This is a genomic window from Phenylobacterium ferrooxidans (assembly GCF_042714595.1).
Lineage (GTDB): Bacteria > Pseudomonadota > Alphaproteobacteria > Caulobacterales > Caulobacteraceae > Phenylobacterium > Phenylobacterium ferrooxidans.
The window spans coordinates 1-15,710 of sequence record NZ_JAOTJD010000003.1 but is presented as its reverse complement, the minus strand read 5'-3'; the positions used below and the strand labels follow the sequence as shown (position 1 = coordinate 15,710).

Genomic DNA, 15,710 nt, shown 5'->3' with positions numbered 1-15,710 from the left:
CCCATGTTTAGCGCCCCCAAGACCAAGGATCTCACCCCCGCTCAGGTGAAAGCCGGCCTCGACGCCCAAGAGATCCTGCTGATCGACGTCCGCGAGCCCGACGAGTTCGCCGCCGAGCAGATCGCCGGCGCGCTCAACGTGCCGCTATCGACCTTCAATCCGGCTGCGCTGCCTGATGCAGCGGGCAAGACGATTGTCCTGCAGTGCGCCGGCGGCAAACGCTCGGCCATGGCCGTCGACAAGTGCCGCAAGGCCAATCAGGCCATTGAAACCCATCTGGACGGCGGGCTTGCGGCCTGGAAGGCTGCTGGTCTGCCGACCGTCGGCCGCTGATCCTAGGCCATACAACACACAGGGAGGCGAACCATGGCGTCGCGGCCGTATCTGATCAGCGCCCTTGGCGCGACCTTGCTGCTGAGCGCCTGCGGTGAGTCCAAGCCGACCGTCCCCGCGGCGCAGACCGCGCCGACGGCGGGACGCCTGATCTTGCGGGCCCAGACGGTCCCTGACCTCAAACCCGTGCCCGGGACCCTGACCACCCGCGACATGGCCGAGGCCCGCGCTCGAATTTCCGGCGTGCTGGTCAGCCTGACCGTCAAGGAAGGTGACCTGGTCCGGCAGGGCCAGGTCATTGGACGGGTGAAAGACGACCGCCTTGCCCTGCAGACCGGGGCCTTCGACGCCCAGGTCACGGCCGCCTCCGCCGAGGCCGCGCGCGCCAACGCGGACCTGGGTCGCACGCGCGACCTCTTCACTCATGGCGTCTACGCCAAGGCCCGCCTTGACCAGGTCGAGGCTCAAGCAAAAGCCGCCAACGCCAATCTAGCGGCGGCGCGCGCGCAGCGGGGCGCGAGCGCGGAACTCGGCGCCCAAGGCTCGATCCTGGCGCCCGCCGCCGGCCGTGTTCTGGTCGCCGACGTGCCGGTCGGCTCGGTGGTGATGCCGGGCCAGACCCTGGCCAAGATCACGGCGGGTCCGATGGTCGTACGCATCGAATTGCCAGAGGGCCAAGCCCGCGCGCTCAAGGTCGGCGACGTCGTCCAGCTGGCGGCCGAGGACCTGCGAGGCGTCGCCACCCGAGGCGCGATCACCCAAGTCTATCCCTCGGTCACGGGCGGACAGGTGACCGCCGACGTCTCCGCCCCCGGCCTGCCGCAGGACCTGATCGGTCAGCGCGTGCGCGCCCAGATCCAGATTGGTTCGCGCCAAGCCTTGGTCGTTCCACGCCGCTATGTCGTCACGCGATTTGGCGTCGATTATGCGAGGCTGGTCCGCGCGGATAACACGATCTCGGAAACACCTGTTCAAACCACGGCTGGCCCTGCGGCCGACACGGTCGAAGTGCTGTCGGGTCTTCGGGCCGGCGACGTCCTGACCCCCGCCGGAAGCGCCCAATGAACCTCGGCATCTCCGGACGATTGACCAAGGCGACCATCGGCTCGCCCCTGACACCGCTCTTCCTGCTGGCGGCGATCGCCGTCGGCCTGCTGGCCCTCGTTTCGATCCCCCGCGAGGAGGAGCCGCAGATCAGCGTGCCCATGGTCGACATCATGGTCGCCGCGCCTGGCCTGCGGGCGCCGGACGCCGTGGAGCTGGTCGGCAAACCGCTGGAGACCATCGTCAAGAGCGTGACCGGCGTCGAGCACGTCTACACCTTCGCCGACGATAACCAGATCATGGTCACCGCGCGCTTCGACGTCGGGACCGACCCGGACGCCGCGGCGGTGCGCATCCACGAGAAGATCCGCGCCAATTACGATCGTATCCCGGCCGGCATCGCCGAGCCGCTTATCCAGACCCGCGGCATCAATGACGTGCCCAGCCTGGTGCTGACCCTGTCGCCCAAGCCGGGCGCCGCCGGCCAATGGACCGACCAGGCGCTCCATGAACTGGCCGGCAAACTGCGGACAGAGGTCGCCAAGGTCGACAATGTCGGCCTGACCTTCATTGTCGGCGGCCGTCCGCAGGAGATCCGCGTCGAGCCCGATCCGGCCAGGCTGGCGCAGCACGGCGTGTCGCTGGGCGCCCTGATGGACACGATCCGCCAGGCCAACCGCGCCTTCCCGGCCGGTCAGGTGCGCAACGGCGGGGAGGCTGTCGACGTGACGGCCGGGCGAACCCTCGCCAACGCAACCCAGATCGGTCTGCTTGCCCTGCCCTCCGCCAAGGGCGAGAGCGTCTATGTCCGCGATGTCGCCCAGGTCATCGAGGCGCCGCGCGAAGATCAGGCGCGCGCCTGGCGCTATGCGCGCGACGGGGGGAGTTGGAGCGAGGCTCCGGCCGTCAGCCTGGCCATCGCCAAGCGCAGGGGCTCCAACGCCGTGGTGGTTTCGCAGGCCGTGCTGGCGCGGGTTGACGCCCTGAAGGGGTCATTGTTGCCCGACAGCCTGAGCGTGGCTGTGACCCGCGACTATGGCGCGACGGCCAACGAGAAGGCCAACGAGCTCTTGTTCCATCTTGGACTGGCGACGGTGTCGATCGTCATCCTGATCGGCTTCGCCATCGGCTGGCGCGAAGCCGGCGTCACCGCCGTGGTCATTCCGACCACCATCCTGCTGACGCTCTTCGCCTCCAACCTGCTCGGCTACACGATCAACCGCGTCAGCCTGTTCGCCCTGATCTTCTCGATCGGCATCCTCGTCGACGACGCCATCGTCATGATCGAGAACATCGCACGCCATTGGGCCATGGCGGACGGCAGAAGCCGGGTCGACGCCGCGGTGGACGCGGTGGCCGAGGTCGGCAATCCGACCGTGGTCGCCACCTTGACCGTCGTCACCGCCCTGCTGCCGATGTTGTTCGTCTCCGGACTGATGGGCCCTTACATGGCGCCGATCCCGGTCAACGCCTCGGCGGCGATGGTGTTCTCCTTCTTCGTCGCCGTGGTCATCGCGCCCTGGCTGATGGTGCGTTTCGCGCGCAAGACTCTCGCGACCGGCGACGCACACCACGATGAAGGCAGGCTTGGCGCGCTCTACCGCGAGGTCGCCGGTCGGGTGATCGCCACCCGCAGGTCGGCCTGGACCTTCCTGATCGCGGTCGGTCTCGCCACCCTCGTCGCCTGCGCCATGTTCGCGACCAGGACCGTGACGGTGAAGCTGCTGCCCTTCGACAACAAGTCGGAGCTACAGGTGGTGCTCGACATGCCGGAAGGCACGTCGTTGGAGGGGACACAGAGGGCTCTAGCCGACGCGGCCATGATTGCGCGCGACCTTCCGGAGGTCGTCGCCATTGACGCCTATGCGGGGACCGCCTCCCCGTTCAACTTCAACGGCCTGGTGCGTCACTACTACCTGCGCAACAAGCCCGAGATGGGCGACCTTTCCGTCGCCCTGGCCGAGAAGGGCGAGCGCCACCGCTCAAGCCACGCCATCGCGCTGGATTTGCGCCAGAAGCTGGCCAAGGTGGCCCTGCCCGCCGGTGCGGCGATCAAGGTCGTGGAAGCGCCCCCCGGGCCGCCGGTCATGGCGACTCTGCTGGCCGAGATCTATGGCCCAGACGCCAAGACCCGGCGCGCCGTCGCAGAGCAGGTGAAGGCCACTTTCCGCTCGGTCCCCTACATCGTCGATATCGATGACAGCTATGGCCAGCCCCGCCCTGGCCTGCGCCTGGTCCCGGACCGCGATCGGCTCGAAGCTCTGAAGGTCAGCGACCGCGACGTCTACGATTCCGTCGCCGCCGCTTTGGGCGGCCAGGTGGTCGGCTACGCCCATCGGGGCGAAGGCCGCGATCCGTTGGAGATTTCCGTTCGCCTGCCGCAAGCGGCGCGCAGCTGGGGTGAGGGCCTGGCCGCCATGCCGGTGGCCGTGTCGCAAGGCCCGGGCGGCGGGCGCCTGGTCTCGCTGGGCGAGGTCGCCACAGCGTCCAGCGAGCCGGGCTCGACCCATATCTTCCGCCGGGACGGGCGCGACGTGGACATGATCATGGGTGAGCTCGCCGGCGCCTATGAGGCGCCCATCTACGGCATGATCGCCGTCGACAAGGCGCTCAGGACCGCGGACTGGAAGCCCGGCCTCAAGCCGGACATCCGCATGCATGGCCAGCCGGACGACGAGAGCCGGCCGACCCTGCTGTGGGATGGCGAGTGGGAGATCACCTGGGTGACCTTCCGCGACATGGGCGGCGCCTTCGGGGTCGCGATCCTGGGCATCTATGTCCTGGTGGTCGCCCAATTCAAAAGCTTCCGCCTGCCGTTGGTTATCCTGACGCCAATTCCACTCACCCTGGTGGGCATCGTCATCGGCCATATCCTGTTCCGGGCGCCGTTCACCGCCACCTCGATGATCGGCTTCATCGCCCTGGCCGGCATCATCGTGCGAAACTCGATCCTGCTGGTGGACTTCATCCGCCACAGCCAGACCGGCGATCGTCCCTTGCGCGAGGTCCTGTTGGAGGCAGGCGCCATCCGCTTCAAACCGATCGTGCTCACCGCGGCGGCGGCCATGATCGGGGCGGCGGTGATCCTCACCGATCCCATCTTCCAGGGACTGGCGATCTCGCTGCTGTTTGGTCTCGCCTCCTCCACGCTGCTGACCGTCCTTGTCATTCCGGCGATCTACGTGGTGCTGCGGGACGACGGTGTGGCGCTCCCCAAGAGGGCGGCGTGAGCGGCCGCCCCCTCCGCGGGCTCCTTGATCTAACATGCGTATGTTCTACATTAAGCAGATGAACGCCGCCCTTGCCGTCCGCCCTTCCTCCGAGCTTTCCGAACTGGCCGATAGCGCCCAGTCGGCGGCGCGCCTGTTGAAGCTGCTGGCCAGCGAACAGCGGCTGTTGCTGCTTTGCCGGCTCGTCGAGGGCGAAGCGTCGGTCGGCGTCCTGGCAGAGCATGCGAAATTGGCCCAATCGGCCGCGTCGCAGCACCTGGCCAAGATGCGCGCCGAAGGCCTGGTGGCCACCCGGCGCCAAGCCCAGACGATCTACTATCGACTGGACGATCCGGCGGCCGTGCGGGTGCTGGACGCGCTTTGCGAGATTTATCGAGGCCAGCCCGCCGGGGCCCAATAGCGCGTGCCGTCAAGTCGCGCTGAGTGAGGTCTGAATTCGGCGCCGGCTGCGCCTTGGGGCCTAGCTCATAGCATCAGCCTGGCTGGCGGGCGACGAGGTCTATCAAGGCTGACATGCCCGAATGACCCGTCCCCTCTTCGATCACCGCGTCGTAGGAGGTCAGCTCAAGGATCTGCAAGCCTGCGAAAGCCTCTCGAAGCAGGTCTTCGGTATAGAGGTTCTCGACGATCGGGGGCCCGCCCGTGCGGTAGCCCAGCTGCTCTGGCCGATAGCCTTCGAGGAGCAACAATCCCCCCGGCGCCAGCGCCTGCCGCATGCCTGCGAATAGGCGCGAGCGCAGATCAGGGCCGGCGAACTGAATGAAGATGGCGGCGACGACGTCGAAGGACTCGGTCGGCCAGGACCACGTTTCCAGGTCGGCAAGCTCAAGCTGCAGTTCGACGCCGCGCTGCTCGGCTAGCCTGCGCGCCTTGCGCTGGGCGGCGCCCGAACCATCAAGCGACACCACCTCCAGGCCCTGCTCGGCCAGCCAGACCCCATTGCGCCCCTCTCCGTCGGCCACCGCAAGCGCCCGGCGGCGACCTTGCAGCCGCTGCGTCTGGCGCGACAGGAACGCATTGGGGCGCTCACCGAAGAGGTAAGTCTCTCCGGCGTAGCGCTGATCCCATAGCTCGACACCCGGGTTGCTCATTCAGTCAGACCTCCACACGCCCGAAGGGGCCCGTTAGCATAGGGCGGCGACCAACCTGCGCCTGTTCGTCGGCGGTTAGCATTCAGAGCTTCAGTTCCAGAACGAGGCTGGGTGACTCGTCGGCGACGCGGCGCACTCGGGTGAAGCCAGCCTGCCTGGCGACCTCGGTCAGCCGCCCCGGTCCGGCCGCGGCGCCCAGCGCCAGCCCGACCTCCTGGCTCATCGACACCGGCGTGCAAATCATCGTCGAGGCCGAGTACATGATCCGGCTGAATGGATTCTTGAGGTTCTCCGACAGGCTGTCGGCGGCGTTCGGTTCCACCAGCATGCAGGTTCCGTCCGCCGTCAGGCGCGAGCGCATATGATGGGCCGTGCCCACCGGGTCGCCCATGTCGTGGAGCGCGTCGAACATGGTGATGAGGTCGAATTCCCCGCCTTCGCCGAAGTCCTTGGCCGCGGCTTGCTCGAAGCGGACTCGCCCCGCCACCCCTGCGGCCTCCGCTGCAGCGCGCGCATGTTCGACTGAGGGGCCGTGGTAATCGAAGCCGACGAAATAGGCGTTCGGGAATGCCTGGGCCATCATGATAACGGCCCCACCGTGCCCGCATCCCACGTCGGCGACACGCGCGCCCGCCTTCAACTTGGCTTCCACGCCCTCTAACGCCGGGAGCCAGACTTCGAGCAGGTTGGCCGCGCGGCCGGGTCGGAAGAAGCGCTCCGTGCCGCGGAAAAGGCAGCCGCAGCGCTCGTGCCAGCCCAGCCCAAGGCCGCTCCGGAAGGCTTGCGCCACTTTTGGCTCGTCGAGGAACATCGCGGCCGCGAGTTCGAACCCGCCGCCCATGTAGGCTGGCCCGTCCTCGTCGACCAACACCGCCCTCTGCTCGGCGTTGAGCCCAAACCGGCCATCAGCATCGTCGTAGTCAACGTAGCCGGACGCCGCCTGGGCCGCGAGCCACTCCCGCACGTTGCGCTCGTTGACGCCGGCCGTCTCGGCCAGTTCGGCCGAGGTGCAGGGCCCGGCCGCGGCCAGCGCCTTATAGAGCCCCAGGCGATCTCCGAGCACCGCCAGTGAAACCGACATCGCCGCGCCGATCTCGCCCGCGATCTTGCCTTTGAACAGGTCGAGCTTGGTGGGGCCGTTCGTCATTTTCGCAAGTCCTTCGCGTGGCGTGCTTCTTACTTTGCGCGCTTTCGGCCACGCTCACCGGTCACCAGTCTTCCCAGATATCCATAGCGGCATCCAGACGCTGCGCGGACTTCTTGACGCGCCCTGCGCCGCCTCGCCTGGATGTCTGGGCTCGTCTATGCCGCCAGCGCGCGCCAGGCCACATAGGCGGCGACAAGCAGGACCAGGCCGGCGAACAGGCGCCGTGCGAGAACGACGTGGCCCGCCAGCAGGCCCGCACCGCGGACCCCCAAGGCGCCGCCGCCCAGGCCCCCTAGAATAAAGAGCAGGGCGATCGGCCAGTTCACCTGGCCAGAGACCGCGTAGTTCAGGGAGGTCGCCGCCCCAAACACCGACACCGAGAGCAGCGAGGATGCTGCGGCGTTGGCCAGGGTCATCCCGGTTGCGGCCATCAGGCCCGGCACGATCAGGAAGCCGCCGCCGATCCCGAAGAAGCCCGCGGCGACGCCCGTCAGCACGCCCAGCGGGGCGAGCTTCATTATCAGCGGCAAGGTGATGTGGACGTCTGGATCACCGTCCGACTTTGGCCGTCGCAGCATCGACAATGCGATGGCCGCCATCGCCGCGGCGAAGAACAGCAGCAGGCGCTGGCCATCGACCGCCTTGGCGAGGCTTGAGCCGAGGAAGGATCCCAGGAGGCCCGCGCCCGCGAACACCGTCGCGCAGGGCCATTTGACCCGCCCGCCCCGGCCGTGGCCCAGCAGGCTGATCGCCGCATTGACGGCGACAGCCGCGGCCGAGGTGCCGATCGCCACATGGGGATCGTCGATACCCACGACATAGAGCAGGAGCGGCGTCGCCAGCACCGAGCCGCCGCCGCCGAACAGCCCCAGCAGAGCGCCGACCACAAGGCCGCTCATCAGAGCCGAAACGATCTCATAGACGGTCATGGCGGCGAACACCGATCAGGCTTGTATCTGCATATATTCGCATATATGTTATTGCCTGACAGTGCAACCTGAGAGTTACGCCATGCGCGATCCGACCGCCCCACCCGACTCCGTCGCCGTCTCCGCTGTCGCGAAGATCGACGCCGCACGGGCCGACGCGGCCCTGCGCCCGCAGGTGAAGGCCTTTTTCGACGAGGCGACCTTTACGGTGAGCTATGTCGTGCGCGATCCGGGCTCGAAGGCCTGCGCCATCATCGACAGCGTCCTCGACTATGATCCGGCCTCGGGTCGAACCTCGCACGGCTCGGCGGACGCCGTGATCGACTATGTTCGAGCTGAGGGATTGGAGGTGGTCTGGCAGCTGGAAACCCACGCCCATGCCGATCACCTCTCAGCCGCGCCTTACCTTCAGGCGGCCCTGGGCGGCCAACTGGCCATCGGCGAGGAAATTGTCCGGGTCCAGCAGACGTTTGGCGCCCTCTTCAATGTCGGTTCCGATTTTGCGCGCGACGGTCGGCAGTTCGACCATCTCTTTCAGGACGGCGAGGCGTTCGCCATTGGCGCGCTCCAGGCCATCGCCTTGCATGTGCCCGGCCACACGCCGGCCTGCATGGCCTATGTGATTGGCGATACGGTCTTCGTCGGCGACACCCTGTTCATGCCCGACTATGGCACCGCCCGGTGCGACTTCCCCGGCGGAGATGCAGCGACCCTCTACCGGTCGATCCAACGGCTCTTGACCCTGCCCGACGCCACCCGGGTGTTCCTGTGCCATGACTACAAGGCGCCGGAGCGCACGGAGTTCGCCTGGGAGACGACGATCGGCGAGCAGCGCCGCGAAAACGTTCATGTCCATGCCGGGATCAGCGAGGCCGCGTTCGTGGCGCTGCGCGAGGCGCGCGACAAGACCCTCGGCGTGCCGCGGCTTATCCTGCCCTCGGTGCAGGTCAACATGCGTGGCGGCCATCTGCCCGACCCGGAAGCCAACGGGGTCCGCTATCTGAAGATCCCCCTCAACGCCGTTTGATTGCGGCCTGTGATCAAGGCGCTCGCGATGGCCACTGTCCTGACCGTCGGGGCCTCCTCGGCCCAGCCGAGCCGACCTGCCAAGTTCATTGGTGACACAGGGGCGGCGCCGAGATCACGCTGACCGACGGCCGGACGGGCGCTGCGCTGGCCCCGCGCTTGACCAGGGGCGGCGCCGGAGACTCGCCCCGCATTATAAAGGCGCCGAGAGCACGCGGCGTGGGTGTCACCGACGCCTCGACCGCAGGCTTCGAGGCCGTGCTCGACTTGAAGAGACCGACCTTGGTTCGCGTCGATGCGGAGGGCCCCATCGGTAAGCCCGGCGGGTCAGAAAGGCTAGCCGCGAAGGGGCTCCAGCTCCCGCGCCTCCTCTGCGGCACGCTTCAGAATGCCGAGAACGCGCCGCTCCAGGAACCCCCCTCCCCCATGGCCCACGCCTCGCGCCAGGCCCTCTAGCAGGTACACGCTCAGGCGATCGAGGTTCGGCCCAACGCCCGCCGGTGGATCAACGGCGGGCCTCTGGTCTCCGTCCAGCGCCGACGAACATCGGGCAGCCGCCAAGCGGGCGCGCAGGTCGTGATCGGTGCGGGCGCAGCATTCAAGCTCGGCCATCGCGACGAAGGGCGTTTCGCGCAGTAGCGCCCAATAGGCCTCGATGGCCGAGCTGTGGGAGTTGCTTACCTCCGGCGCGCCAACCGTCGCCGCCACCCGCTCGGCCCTTAGCCGGTGCAGGTGCAGGACCAGGGCCTCCGAGAGCTGGTCTGGGTCGGGAAAGTGATAGTTGATCGCGGTCCGGACCAGGCCGGCGGCCCGGGCGATCCGCTGATGGGTCGCGGCGTGATAGCCCTCCTGCGCAACGATGAGCATGGCGGCGTCGAGAATTCGCCGCCGCGTCGCCTCGCCCTTGCAGCGCCGCTGGTCCGTCTTGGCCGGGCCCCTTGGCCTTGAGCGCATTTTCCTGCGCGATCGCGGCCGCTCCTGTTCCACCGACATTTCGTTCAGGCTCCGCGATGGGCGCCGAGAAAGGTCGTCAGCGCTAGATTGAAGGCGTCGTTCCGGTCGCCCGACACCATGTGACCCGCGCCGGCGACGTCGCTGAACGCGGTGTGAGGCGCGAGCGCCAGGAAGGCCTTGGCCGCGTCCTCGCTGACCAGCTCGCTCATGCGCCCGCGGATGAGATGCATCGGCAGCTTGAGCCGGCGCACCTGTTCGTCCATGTCGCGCCGGGGGCCGCGTTCGTGCTCCTCCTGGGCGCTGGCGACGAAGCGGGGATCCCAGTGCCAGCGGTAGCGTCCGTCCGGCCGCAGGCGCAGATTCTTGGTCAAACCCGAAAGGTCGCCGGAGCGCGGGCGGTTCGGCAGATAGGCGGCGATAGCCTCCGCCGCCGCTTCGGGGCTCTCGAACCCGTCCTTCAGGTGAGCCCCCATGAAACCCATGATCTTGGCGACGCCCGAAGCGTCCATGTCCGGAGTGATATCCACCAAGGTCAACGAGGAGAAACTCCCCGGGGCGATCCAGGCCTCGGCGTAGAGGCCAGCCAGACCTCCAAGGGATGCGCCCACGAGAGCCGGTTTGCCGCCCAGTTGATCGGCGACGCAGACCAGATCCTCGGCGAACCGCTCCAGCCGGTAGTCGCCCTCGGGCGACCACTGGCTATCCCCGTGGCCGCGAAGATCCAGCGTGACGACGCGCCATCCGCGGGCGGCGAGGTCTTTCGCGGCTCCCGACCAGGAATGCCGCGTCTGTCCGCCGCCGTGGGCCAGCAGCGCCGCGGGGCCATCGGGAGGCCCCACGGCGTCCGCGGCCAGGATCAGGCCGTCGGCGCTGGCGAATATTCGCCGCTCGGTCTGGCTCATCTCCGAATTCCGCCGAGACGTCACTTGGCCGAGAGCACGATCCTCATCGACAGGTCAGCGTACTCACCGCCTGCGCGCCGGTTGTGTCTCACGATGGCCCTGTAGCGGGTCATGGCCTTGTCCGCCGAGGCGCGGCTGCACCAGTTGACGTCGTAGGCGTCCAGTTCGCGATTGAGGAAGGCGTTGCGGCAGACGCGGCCGGCGGCCAGGCGGACCTCGTGGCGAACGGCGACCTTGGCCTTGCCGCGAATGCTGATCGCCTCCCTGGTGGGCGCCCGGGTGACGGTCACGGTGGACAAATCCTGGCCCTGCGCTTGGGCCGCCGGCGCGAAGCCTAGGGCGGCCGCGCTGGCGATCAGGCCGGTCGCCAGGGCGCAGAGCGTCCGGTGACGGTTGAGAGTCGTGGGGAAGGTGGTGGCAGGCATGTGGCCTCCTTTGATGACCATGCGAGCCTATCCCGGCCTCCGCCAAGCTCCCTTGCCCGCCGTCAAAGGGCCCCTTGATGTCTGCCCGAGGGTGCGACACCCCAGGGCCGCCGCACGCCGCCGCATGTCGCATGACCCGCGCGGAGGGCGCGTCCATTTGATTCTGATCATTCGGACCTCGCCCAGGTGAGAGGAGACTGCCGCCGAACCCCCCGGGAGGCGGAATGGATACCTTGCTGGCCGACCTTGAGGCGCTGCTGGGCGCCGAGCACATACTGACCGGCGCGGAGGCGACCGGATGGGCCTTCAGTTCCTGGACCCGGCTGGGCGCGCCGCGGGCGATCCTGCGGCCCGCCACCACTCAGGAGGTGTCGGGGATCCTGCGCCTGGCCCACGCCGCCGGTGCGGCCGTGGTCCCTTGGGGCGGGCGCACGGGCCTGGTGGACGGCGCCTTCGCCGAAGGCGCTCTGGCGCTCAGCCTCGACCGCATGACCGCGGTCGAGGAGATCGACCCGCTCGGCGCCACCATGACTGTCCAGGCCGGTTGCGTCCTTGAGGCCGCCTGCGCCGCGGCGACCGCGGAGGACCTGTTCCTGCCGGTGGACCTGGGGGCGCGGGGCTCGGCCACCATCGGTGGTGTCGTCTCCACCAATGCCGGCGGCAACCGGGTGCTCCGCTACGGCATGACGCGGGACTCCGTCCTGGGCCTGGAAGCGGTGCTGGCCGACGGGACGGTGATCTCCTCCCTCAACCATTTGATCAAGAACAACGCCGGCTACGATCTCAAGCAGCTCTTCATCGGATCGGAGGGCACCCTGGGGGTGGTGACCCGTGCGGTGTTCCGGCTGCGCCCCAGGCCGGTGTCGCAGGAAACGGCCTGGCTGGCCGTGGATCGGTTCGAGGCCCTGTCGCCCCTGCTGCGGTCCCTGGAGTCGTCTCTGGCCGGCTCGCTGTCGGCCTTCGAGGTGATGTGGCCGGCCTTCTATGACCTCGTCACCACCCCACCGGCGGCGGGCCGCCCCATCCTGCCCGCAGGCCACGCCTATTACGTGCTGGTGGAGGCCCTGGGGCCGGATCTGATCCGCGACGCCGCGCGGTTCGAACAGGTGCTGACCGACGCTCTCGAGAGCGGCCTCGTGGCCGACGCGGCTATCGCCAAGTCCCAGGCCGAGCGGGACCGCATGTGGGCCCTGCGGGACGACGTCGCCCAGACCGCCCGCAACGGTCCCATCATCACCTTCGACGTCAGCCTGCCCATCGCGGCGATGGAAGCCTATGTCGCCGAGGTCCGCGGCGCGCTGGCCGCCCGTTGGCCACAGGCGGGGATGACCGTCTTCGGCCATCTGGGCGACGGCAACCTGCACCTGATCATTGGCGTCGTCGAACCTGACACCCGCTCGGAGATCGAGGAGATGGTCTATGGGCCGCTTCGCGCCCGCGCCGGCTCGATCTCCGCTGAGCACGGGATCGGCCTGCAGAAGCGCCCCTACCTCGCCTATTCCCGCAACCCTGCGGAGCTCGCCCTGATGCGCACGCTGAAGACGGCCCTGGACCCGCGCGGCATCCTCAATCCCGGCAAGGTCATCCCGCTTGATGATCGGCAAAGCCTGACTTGAGCAAGTTCCGCGGGTGCGGCGGCCATTGGGCCGTTCCCCGCGCCGCAGGACGCGCGCCAAGTTGGTGGCCGAAGAGGTTCCGCTCATGCGTACGAGACACAGGCTCCGAGCCCGACGACAGGGCGACGCCGCCGAGCTGCTGATGACCTTGCGACCACCGGCCGAGTGGGTGCTGAGTGCGGCCCTGCGGCGGCTGGCTCGGCGGCGGCCCGAGGTCTTTGAGCGGCTGGGCGCCTTTGGCGAGGCGGCTTTCCTGATTGTCCCCGACGGATCTCCGGTGGCCTTCCGGCTCGCTCCGCAGGGCGCCTCGGCGGGAGTCCAGGTCCGCCGGCGCGACGACCGCTCGCCCTGGGTCGCGCGGATCGAGGGCCCGCTCGGCGCCCTGTTGGGATTGTTCGACGGCTCCGTGGACGCCGACGCCGCGTTCTTTTCCAGGGCGATCCGGGTGAGCGGCGACATCGAGGCGGTGATGGCCCTGCACAACACCCTGGAGGCCGCCGAACTGACCCTCGCCGACCTGCTGGGCCTGTCGGGGCCAGCCAGCCAGATGGCCAACGAAGCCGTCCGCTTCGCCCGCACGGCCGCCAGCGCCAGGGCTGCGTGGGCCTGATGGGATCGATCGAACTCGTCTGCCCGGCCGGCTCGCCGGCCATGCTTCGGGCGGCTATCGAAGCCGGCGCCGACAGCGTCTATTGCGGCCTGCGCGATGAGACCAACGCCCGCAACTTCCCCGGCCTGAACTTTTCCCCCGCTGAACTGAAGGCGGCCGCCGCATGGGCTCATGATCGCGGCGCCAAGGTGCTGGTGGCGGTCAACACCTTCGCCCGCGCCGGCGAGGTCGACGCCTGGCGGGCCTCGGTGGACAGCGCCGCGGCCGCGGGGGCCGACGCCATCATCGTCGCCGACCTGGGGGTGCTGGCCTACGCCCACGCCCAGCATCCCGGCCTGAGGCTGCATCTGTCGGTCCAGGCCGCCGCCGGCACGGCCGAGGCCATCGCCTTCTACGCCCAGGCCTATGGCGTGAAGCGGGTGGTCCTGCCCCGCGTCCTGTCCGCGCCGGAGATCGCCGCCCTGGTGCGCGAGACCGATGTGGAGGTGGAGGCCTTTGTCTATGGCGGGCTCTGCGTCATGGCCGAGGGGCGCTGCGCCCTGTCCTCCTACGCCACCGGCAAATCCCCCAACCTGGCCGGGGTTTGCTCACCGCCCGAAGCCGTCTCCCTGGAGGAGACCGACGGACTACTGACCCCGCGCCTCGGGGGCTTCATGATCGACCAGGTCGCGCCGGGAACGGCCGCCGGCTATCCAACCCTCTGCAAGGGCCGCTTCGAGGCCGAGGGGACCGCGTCCCACCTCTTCGAAGACCCCACCAGCCTCAACGCCATGGCCCTGCTGGCGGAACTGCGGACCGCCGGGGTCCGGGCGGTGAAGATCGAGGGCCGTCAGCGCGGAAAGGCCTATGTGGCCCGGGTGGCGGGAGCCTTCCGCGCCGCCCTCGACGCCCTGGACCGCGGCGAGACCACCGCCCCCTACGAAGCGCGCCTCACAGGCTTGGCCGAGGGCGGCCGGGAGACCGCCGGCGCCTATCGGAAGGCCTGGCGATGAGCGACGCCCACATCGAGATCGTCCTGGGCCCGCTGCTGTTCAACTGGTCCGCCGAGCGCATCGCCGACTTCTACGCGGCTGTCGCCGAGGAGAGCGATCTCGACCGCGTCTATCTGGGCGAGGTGGTCTGTGGAAAGCGCGAGCCCTTCATCTCCGGGCCTCTGGCCGAGGCGGCCGAGCGGCTGACGCGCGCCGGCAAGACGGTGGTCTGGTCGACCCAGGCCCTGCCCACGACCCCCCGTGACCGCCGCGGCGTCGCGCAGCTGGCCGGCGGCGAGGGCCTGGTGGAGATCAACGACGTCTCGGCCCTGGCCCACCGCCCCCCCCGCGCGGCCTTCGTGGCCGGGCCCCTGCTCAACATCTACAACGAGGCCGCCGCGCGCGAGCTGATGGCTCGTGGCTGCGTCCGCCTGTGCCCCAATGTCGAGCTGTCGCTGCCGGCTATCGGCCGCCTGGCCCAGGCCTGCCCCGGGCTGGAGATCGAGCTCTTCGCCTATGGGCGCCTGCCCCTCGCCCTGTCGGGGCGCTGCTACCACGCCCGGGTGCGGGGGCTGCACAAGGACTCCTGCCAGCTGGTCTGCGACCGCGATCCCGATGGTCTCGCGGTGCGGACCCTGGAGGGTCAGGACTTCCTGGCGGTGAACGGCGTCCAGACCCTGTCCCATGGGACGCAGGTGGCCGACCTGCCGATCGCCGAGTTGCGCGCGGCCGGGGTCGGAGCCCTGCGCCTGTCGCCCCACACCGGGGACATGCTCAAGGTGATCGCGGCCTTCCGGGGCTTCAGCCAGGGGCGGCTCTCGCCCCAGGACCTGGCGGCCCGGATTCGCGAAGCCGGGCCGCCAGGGCCCCTGGTCAACGGCTATCTGCACGGCCGGGCGGGCGTCGACTGGGCCCCCGCGGCATGAGCGCCTGTCCCTCGCGAAAGGGCTTCGACGTGGTGGTGCTGGGGGGCGGCATCGCCGGCGCGGGGCTAGCCGCCCAACTCGCCGGCGAGCTCCGGGTGGCCCTGGTGGAGCAGGAGCCGCAGCTCGGCTACCACACCACTGGCCGCTCGGCGGCGATGTACATCCCCTCCTATGCCGGCCCTGCGGTCTGGCCCCTGACCGCCGCCAGCCGCGGGTTCTTCGAGGGCCCGCCGCGCGGCTTCGCCGGGCGCCTGCTGAGCCCGCGACCGGTGCTGCACATCGCCCGCGCCGACCAGACGGACCGCCTGGACGACTTCGCCCGCAGGAGCGCTGGGGTCGCCGCCCTGCGCCGGCTTGGCCGTGAGGGGGCCTTGAGGCAGGCGCCGATCCTGAGGCCACAGGCTGTCGCCACCGCCCTGCTGGAGACCGAGGCGGGAGACCTCGACGTGGCGCGGCTGCACGGCGGCATGGTGCGCCGGGCGCAAGAGGCCGGCGCCGTCATCCTC

The 15,710-nt window shown here is 69.2% G+C and carries 16 protein-coding genes; 10 read left to right on the top strand and 6 right to left on the bottom strand.

Annotated elements, in window-relative coordinates:
* Positions 1-3: 3 nt before the first annotated feature.
* Genes OCL97_RS02495 through OCL97_RS02480 form a run of 4 tightly spaced genes read left to right on the top strand, consistent with a single transcriptional unit; the run spans position 4 to position 5,007 of the window.
* The gene (locus tag OCL97_RS02495) at positions 4-333 is read left to right on the top strand and encodes a rhodanese-like domain-containing protein (RefSeq protein ID WP_377367290.1); all 330 of its coding nucleotides are present in this window, start codon (positions 4-6) and stop codon (positions 331-333) included.
* 33 nt (positions 334-366) lie between these two features.
* Positions 367-1,398 carry an efflux RND transporter periplasmic adaptor subunit gene (locus OCL97_RS02490; RefSeq protein WP_377367288.1) on the top strand — a complete coding sequence of 344 codons (1,032 nt, stop codon included), beginning with the start codon at positions 367-369 and terminating at the stop codon, positions 1,396-1,398.
* Positions 1,395-4,607 (top strand): efflux RND transporter permease subunit, encoded by a 3,213-nt coding sequence (locus OCL97_RS02485; RefSeq protein ID WP_377367286.1) that lies wholly within the window; start codon positions 1,395-1,397, stop codon positions 4,605-4,607. The genes OCL97_RS02490 and OCL97_RS02485 overlap by 4 nt, the downstream gene beginning before the upstream one ends.
* Positions 4,608-4,641: 34 nt before the next feature.
* Complete coding sequence (locus OCL97_RS02480) at positions 4,642-5,007, top strand: ArsR/SmtB family transcription factor (RefSeq protein WP_305337741.1); 366 nt, start codon at positions 4,642-4,644, stop codon at positions 5,005-5,007.
* Positions 5,008-5,080: 73 nt separating this feature from the next.
* Here OCL97_RS02480 and OCL97_RS02475 read toward each other — a convergent pair whose 3' ends face one another.
* From OCL97_RS02475 to OCL97_RS02465, 3 genes are all read right to left on the bottom strand, one after another.
* A complete protein-coding gene (locus OCL97_RS02475; protein WP_377367283.1) occupies positions 5,081-5,698 on the bottom strand; it encodes a class I SAM-dependent methyltransferase in 618 nt (205 codons plus the stop codon).
* Between the two features lie 82 nt (positions 5,699-5,780).
* A complete protein-coding gene (locus OCL97_RS02470) occupies positions 5,781-6,845 on the bottom strand; it encodes a class I SAM-dependent methyltransferase (protein WP_377367281.1) in 1,065 nt (354 codons plus the stop codon).
* 155 nt (positions 6,846-7,000) lie between these two features.
* A complete protein-coding gene (locus tag OCL97_RS02465) occupies positions 7,001-7,774 on the bottom strand; it encodes a sulfite exporter TauE/SafE family protein (protein ID WP_377367279.1) in 774 nt (257 codons plus the stop codon).
* Between the two features lie 82 nt (positions 7,775-7,856).
* Here OCL97_RS02465 and OCL97_RS02460 point away from each other — a divergent pair, with 82 nt between their 5' ends.
* On the top strand, positions 7,857-8,801 hold the full coding sequence (locus OCL97_RS02460) for an MBL fold metallo-hydrolase (protein ID WP_377367277.1): 945 nt from the start codon (positions 7,857-7,859) through the stop codon (positions 8,799-8,801).
* Between the two features lie 335 nt (positions 8,802-9,136).
* Here OCL97_RS02460 and OCL97_RS02455 read toward each other — a convergent pair whose 3' ends face one another.
* Genes OCL97_RS02455 through OCL97_RS02445 form a run of 3 tightly spaced genes read right to left on the bottom strand, consistent with a single transcriptional unit; the run spans position 9,137 to position 11,081 of the window.
* Positions 9,137-9,754 (bottom strand): TetR/AcrR family transcriptional regulator, encoded by a 618-nt coding sequence (locus OCL97_RS02455; RefSeq protein ID WP_377367275.1) that lies wholly within the window; start codon positions 9,752-9,754, stop codon positions 9,137-9,139.
* A gap of 44 nt (positions 9,755-9,798) precedes the next feature.
* Positions 9,799-10,656: an alpha/beta fold hydrolase gene (locus OCL97_RS02450; RefSeq protein ID WP_304774913.1), complete on the bottom strand. Its 858-nt coding sequence runs from the start codon at positions 10,654-10,656 to the stop codon at positions 9,799-9,801.
* Positions 10,657-10,676: 20 nt separating this feature from the next.
* Complete coding sequence (locus OCL97_RS02445; protein WP_377367273.1) at positions 10,677-11,081, bottom strand: hypothetical protein; 405 nt, start codon at positions 11,079-11,081, stop codon at positions 10,677-10,679.
* A gap of 224 nt (positions 11,082-11,305) precedes the next feature.
* Here OCL97_RS02445 and OCL97_RS02440 point away from each other — a divergent pair, with 224 nt between their 5' ends.
* The 5 genes from OCL97_RS02440 to OCL97_RS02420 all read left to right on the top strand — a co-directional run.
* Complete coding sequence (locus OCL97_RS02440) at positions 11,306-12,697, top strand: FAD-binding oxidoreductase (protein ID WP_377367271.1); 1,392 nt, start codon at positions 11,306-11,308, stop codon at positions 12,695-12,697.
* An 85-nt stretch (positions 12,698-12,782) separates the two neighbouring features.
* Entirely contained in the window at positions 12,783-13,307 is a 525-nt protein-coding gene (ubiT, locus tag OCL97_RS02435; protein WP_377367269.1) for a ubiquinone anaerobic biosynthesis accessory factor UbiT, read from the top strand.
* A complete protein-coding gene (gene ubiU / locus OCL97_RS02430; RefSeq protein ID WP_377367267.1) occupies positions 13,307-14,299 on the top strand; it encodes a ubiquinone anaerobic biosynthesis protein UbiU in 993 nt (330 codons plus the stop codon). The genes ubiT and ubiU overlap by 1 nt, the downstream gene beginning before the upstream one ends.
* Positions 14,296-15,204: a ubiquinone anaerobic biosynthesis protein UbiV gene (ubiV, locus tag OCL97_RS02425; RefSeq protein ID WP_377367265.1), complete on the top strand. Its 909-nt coding sequence runs from the start codon at positions 14,296-14,298 to the stop codon at positions 15,202-15,204. Before ubiU ends, ubiV begins: the two co-directional genes overlap by 4 nt.
* Positions 15,201-15,710: FAD-dependent oxidoreductase (locus tag OCL97_RS02420; RefSeq protein WP_377367263.1), on the top strand; the 510-nt coding region annotated here is incomplete at its 3' end. The genes ubiV and OCL97_RS02420, both read left to right, overlap by 4 nt.

Bases quoted from the DNA above. Each gene is read 5' to 3' on its own strand.
- OCL97_RS02470 (WP_377367281.1), bottom strand. From the start codon at position 6,845: ATGACGAACGGCCCCACCAAGCTCGACCTGTTCAAAGGCAAGATCGCG.
- OCL97_RS02485 (WP_377367286.1), top strand. From the start codon at position 1,395: ATGAACCTCGGCATCTCCGGACGATTGACCAAGGCGACCATCGGCTCG.
- OCL97_RS02455 (WP_377367275.1), bottom strand. From the start codon at position 9,754: ATGCGCTCAAGGCCAAGGGGCCCGGCCAAGACGGACCAGCGGCGCTGC.
- OCL97_RS02445 (WP_377367273.1), bottom strand. From the start codon at position 11,081: ATGCCTGCCACCACCTTCCCCACGACTCTCAACCGTCACCGGACGCTC.
- ubiT (WP_377367269.1), top strand. From the start codon at position 12,783: ATGCGTACGAGACACAGGCTCCGAGCCCGACGACAGGGCGACGCCGCC.
- OCL97_RS02495 (WP_377367290.1), top strand. From the start codon at position 4: ATGTTTAGCGCCCCCAAGACCAAGGATCTCACCCCCGCTCAGGTGAAA.
- OCL97_RS02460 (WP_377367277.1), top strand. From the start codon at position 7,857: ATGCGCGATCCGACCGCCCCACCCGACTCCGTCGCCGTCTCCGCTGTC.
- ubiV (WP_377367265.1), top strand. From the start codon at position 14,296: ATGAGCGACGCCCACATCGAGATCGTCCTGGGCCCGCTGCTGTTCAAC.
- OCL97_RS02450 (WP_304774913.1), bottom strand. From the start codon at position 10,656: ATGAGCCAGACCGAGCGGCGAATATTCGCCAGCGCCGACGGCCTGATC.
- ubiU (WP_377367267.1), top strand. From the start codon at position 13,307: ATGGGATCGATCGAACTCGTCTGCCCGGCCGGCTCGCCGGCCATGCTT.
- OCL97_RS02465 (WP_377367279.1), bottom strand. From the start codon at position 7,774: ATGACCGTCTATGAGATCGTTTCGGCTCTGATGAGCGGCCTTGTGGTC.
- OCL97_RS02440 (WP_377367271.1), top strand. From the start codon at position 11,306: ATGGATACCTTGCTGGCCGACCTTGAGGCGCTGCTGGGCGCCGAGCAC.
- OCL97_RS02480 (WP_305337741.1), top strand. From the start codon at position 4,642: ATGCGTATGTTCTACATTAAGCAGATGAACGCCGCCCTTGCCGTCCGC.
- OCL97_RS02475 (WP_377367283.1), bottom strand. From the start codon at position 5,698: ATGAGCAACCCGGGTGTCGAGCTATGGGATCAGCGCTACGCCGGAGAG.
- OCL97_RS02490 (WP_377367288.1), top strand. From the start codon at position 367: ATGGCGTCGCGGCCGTATCTGATCAGCGCCCTTGGCGCGACCTTGCTG.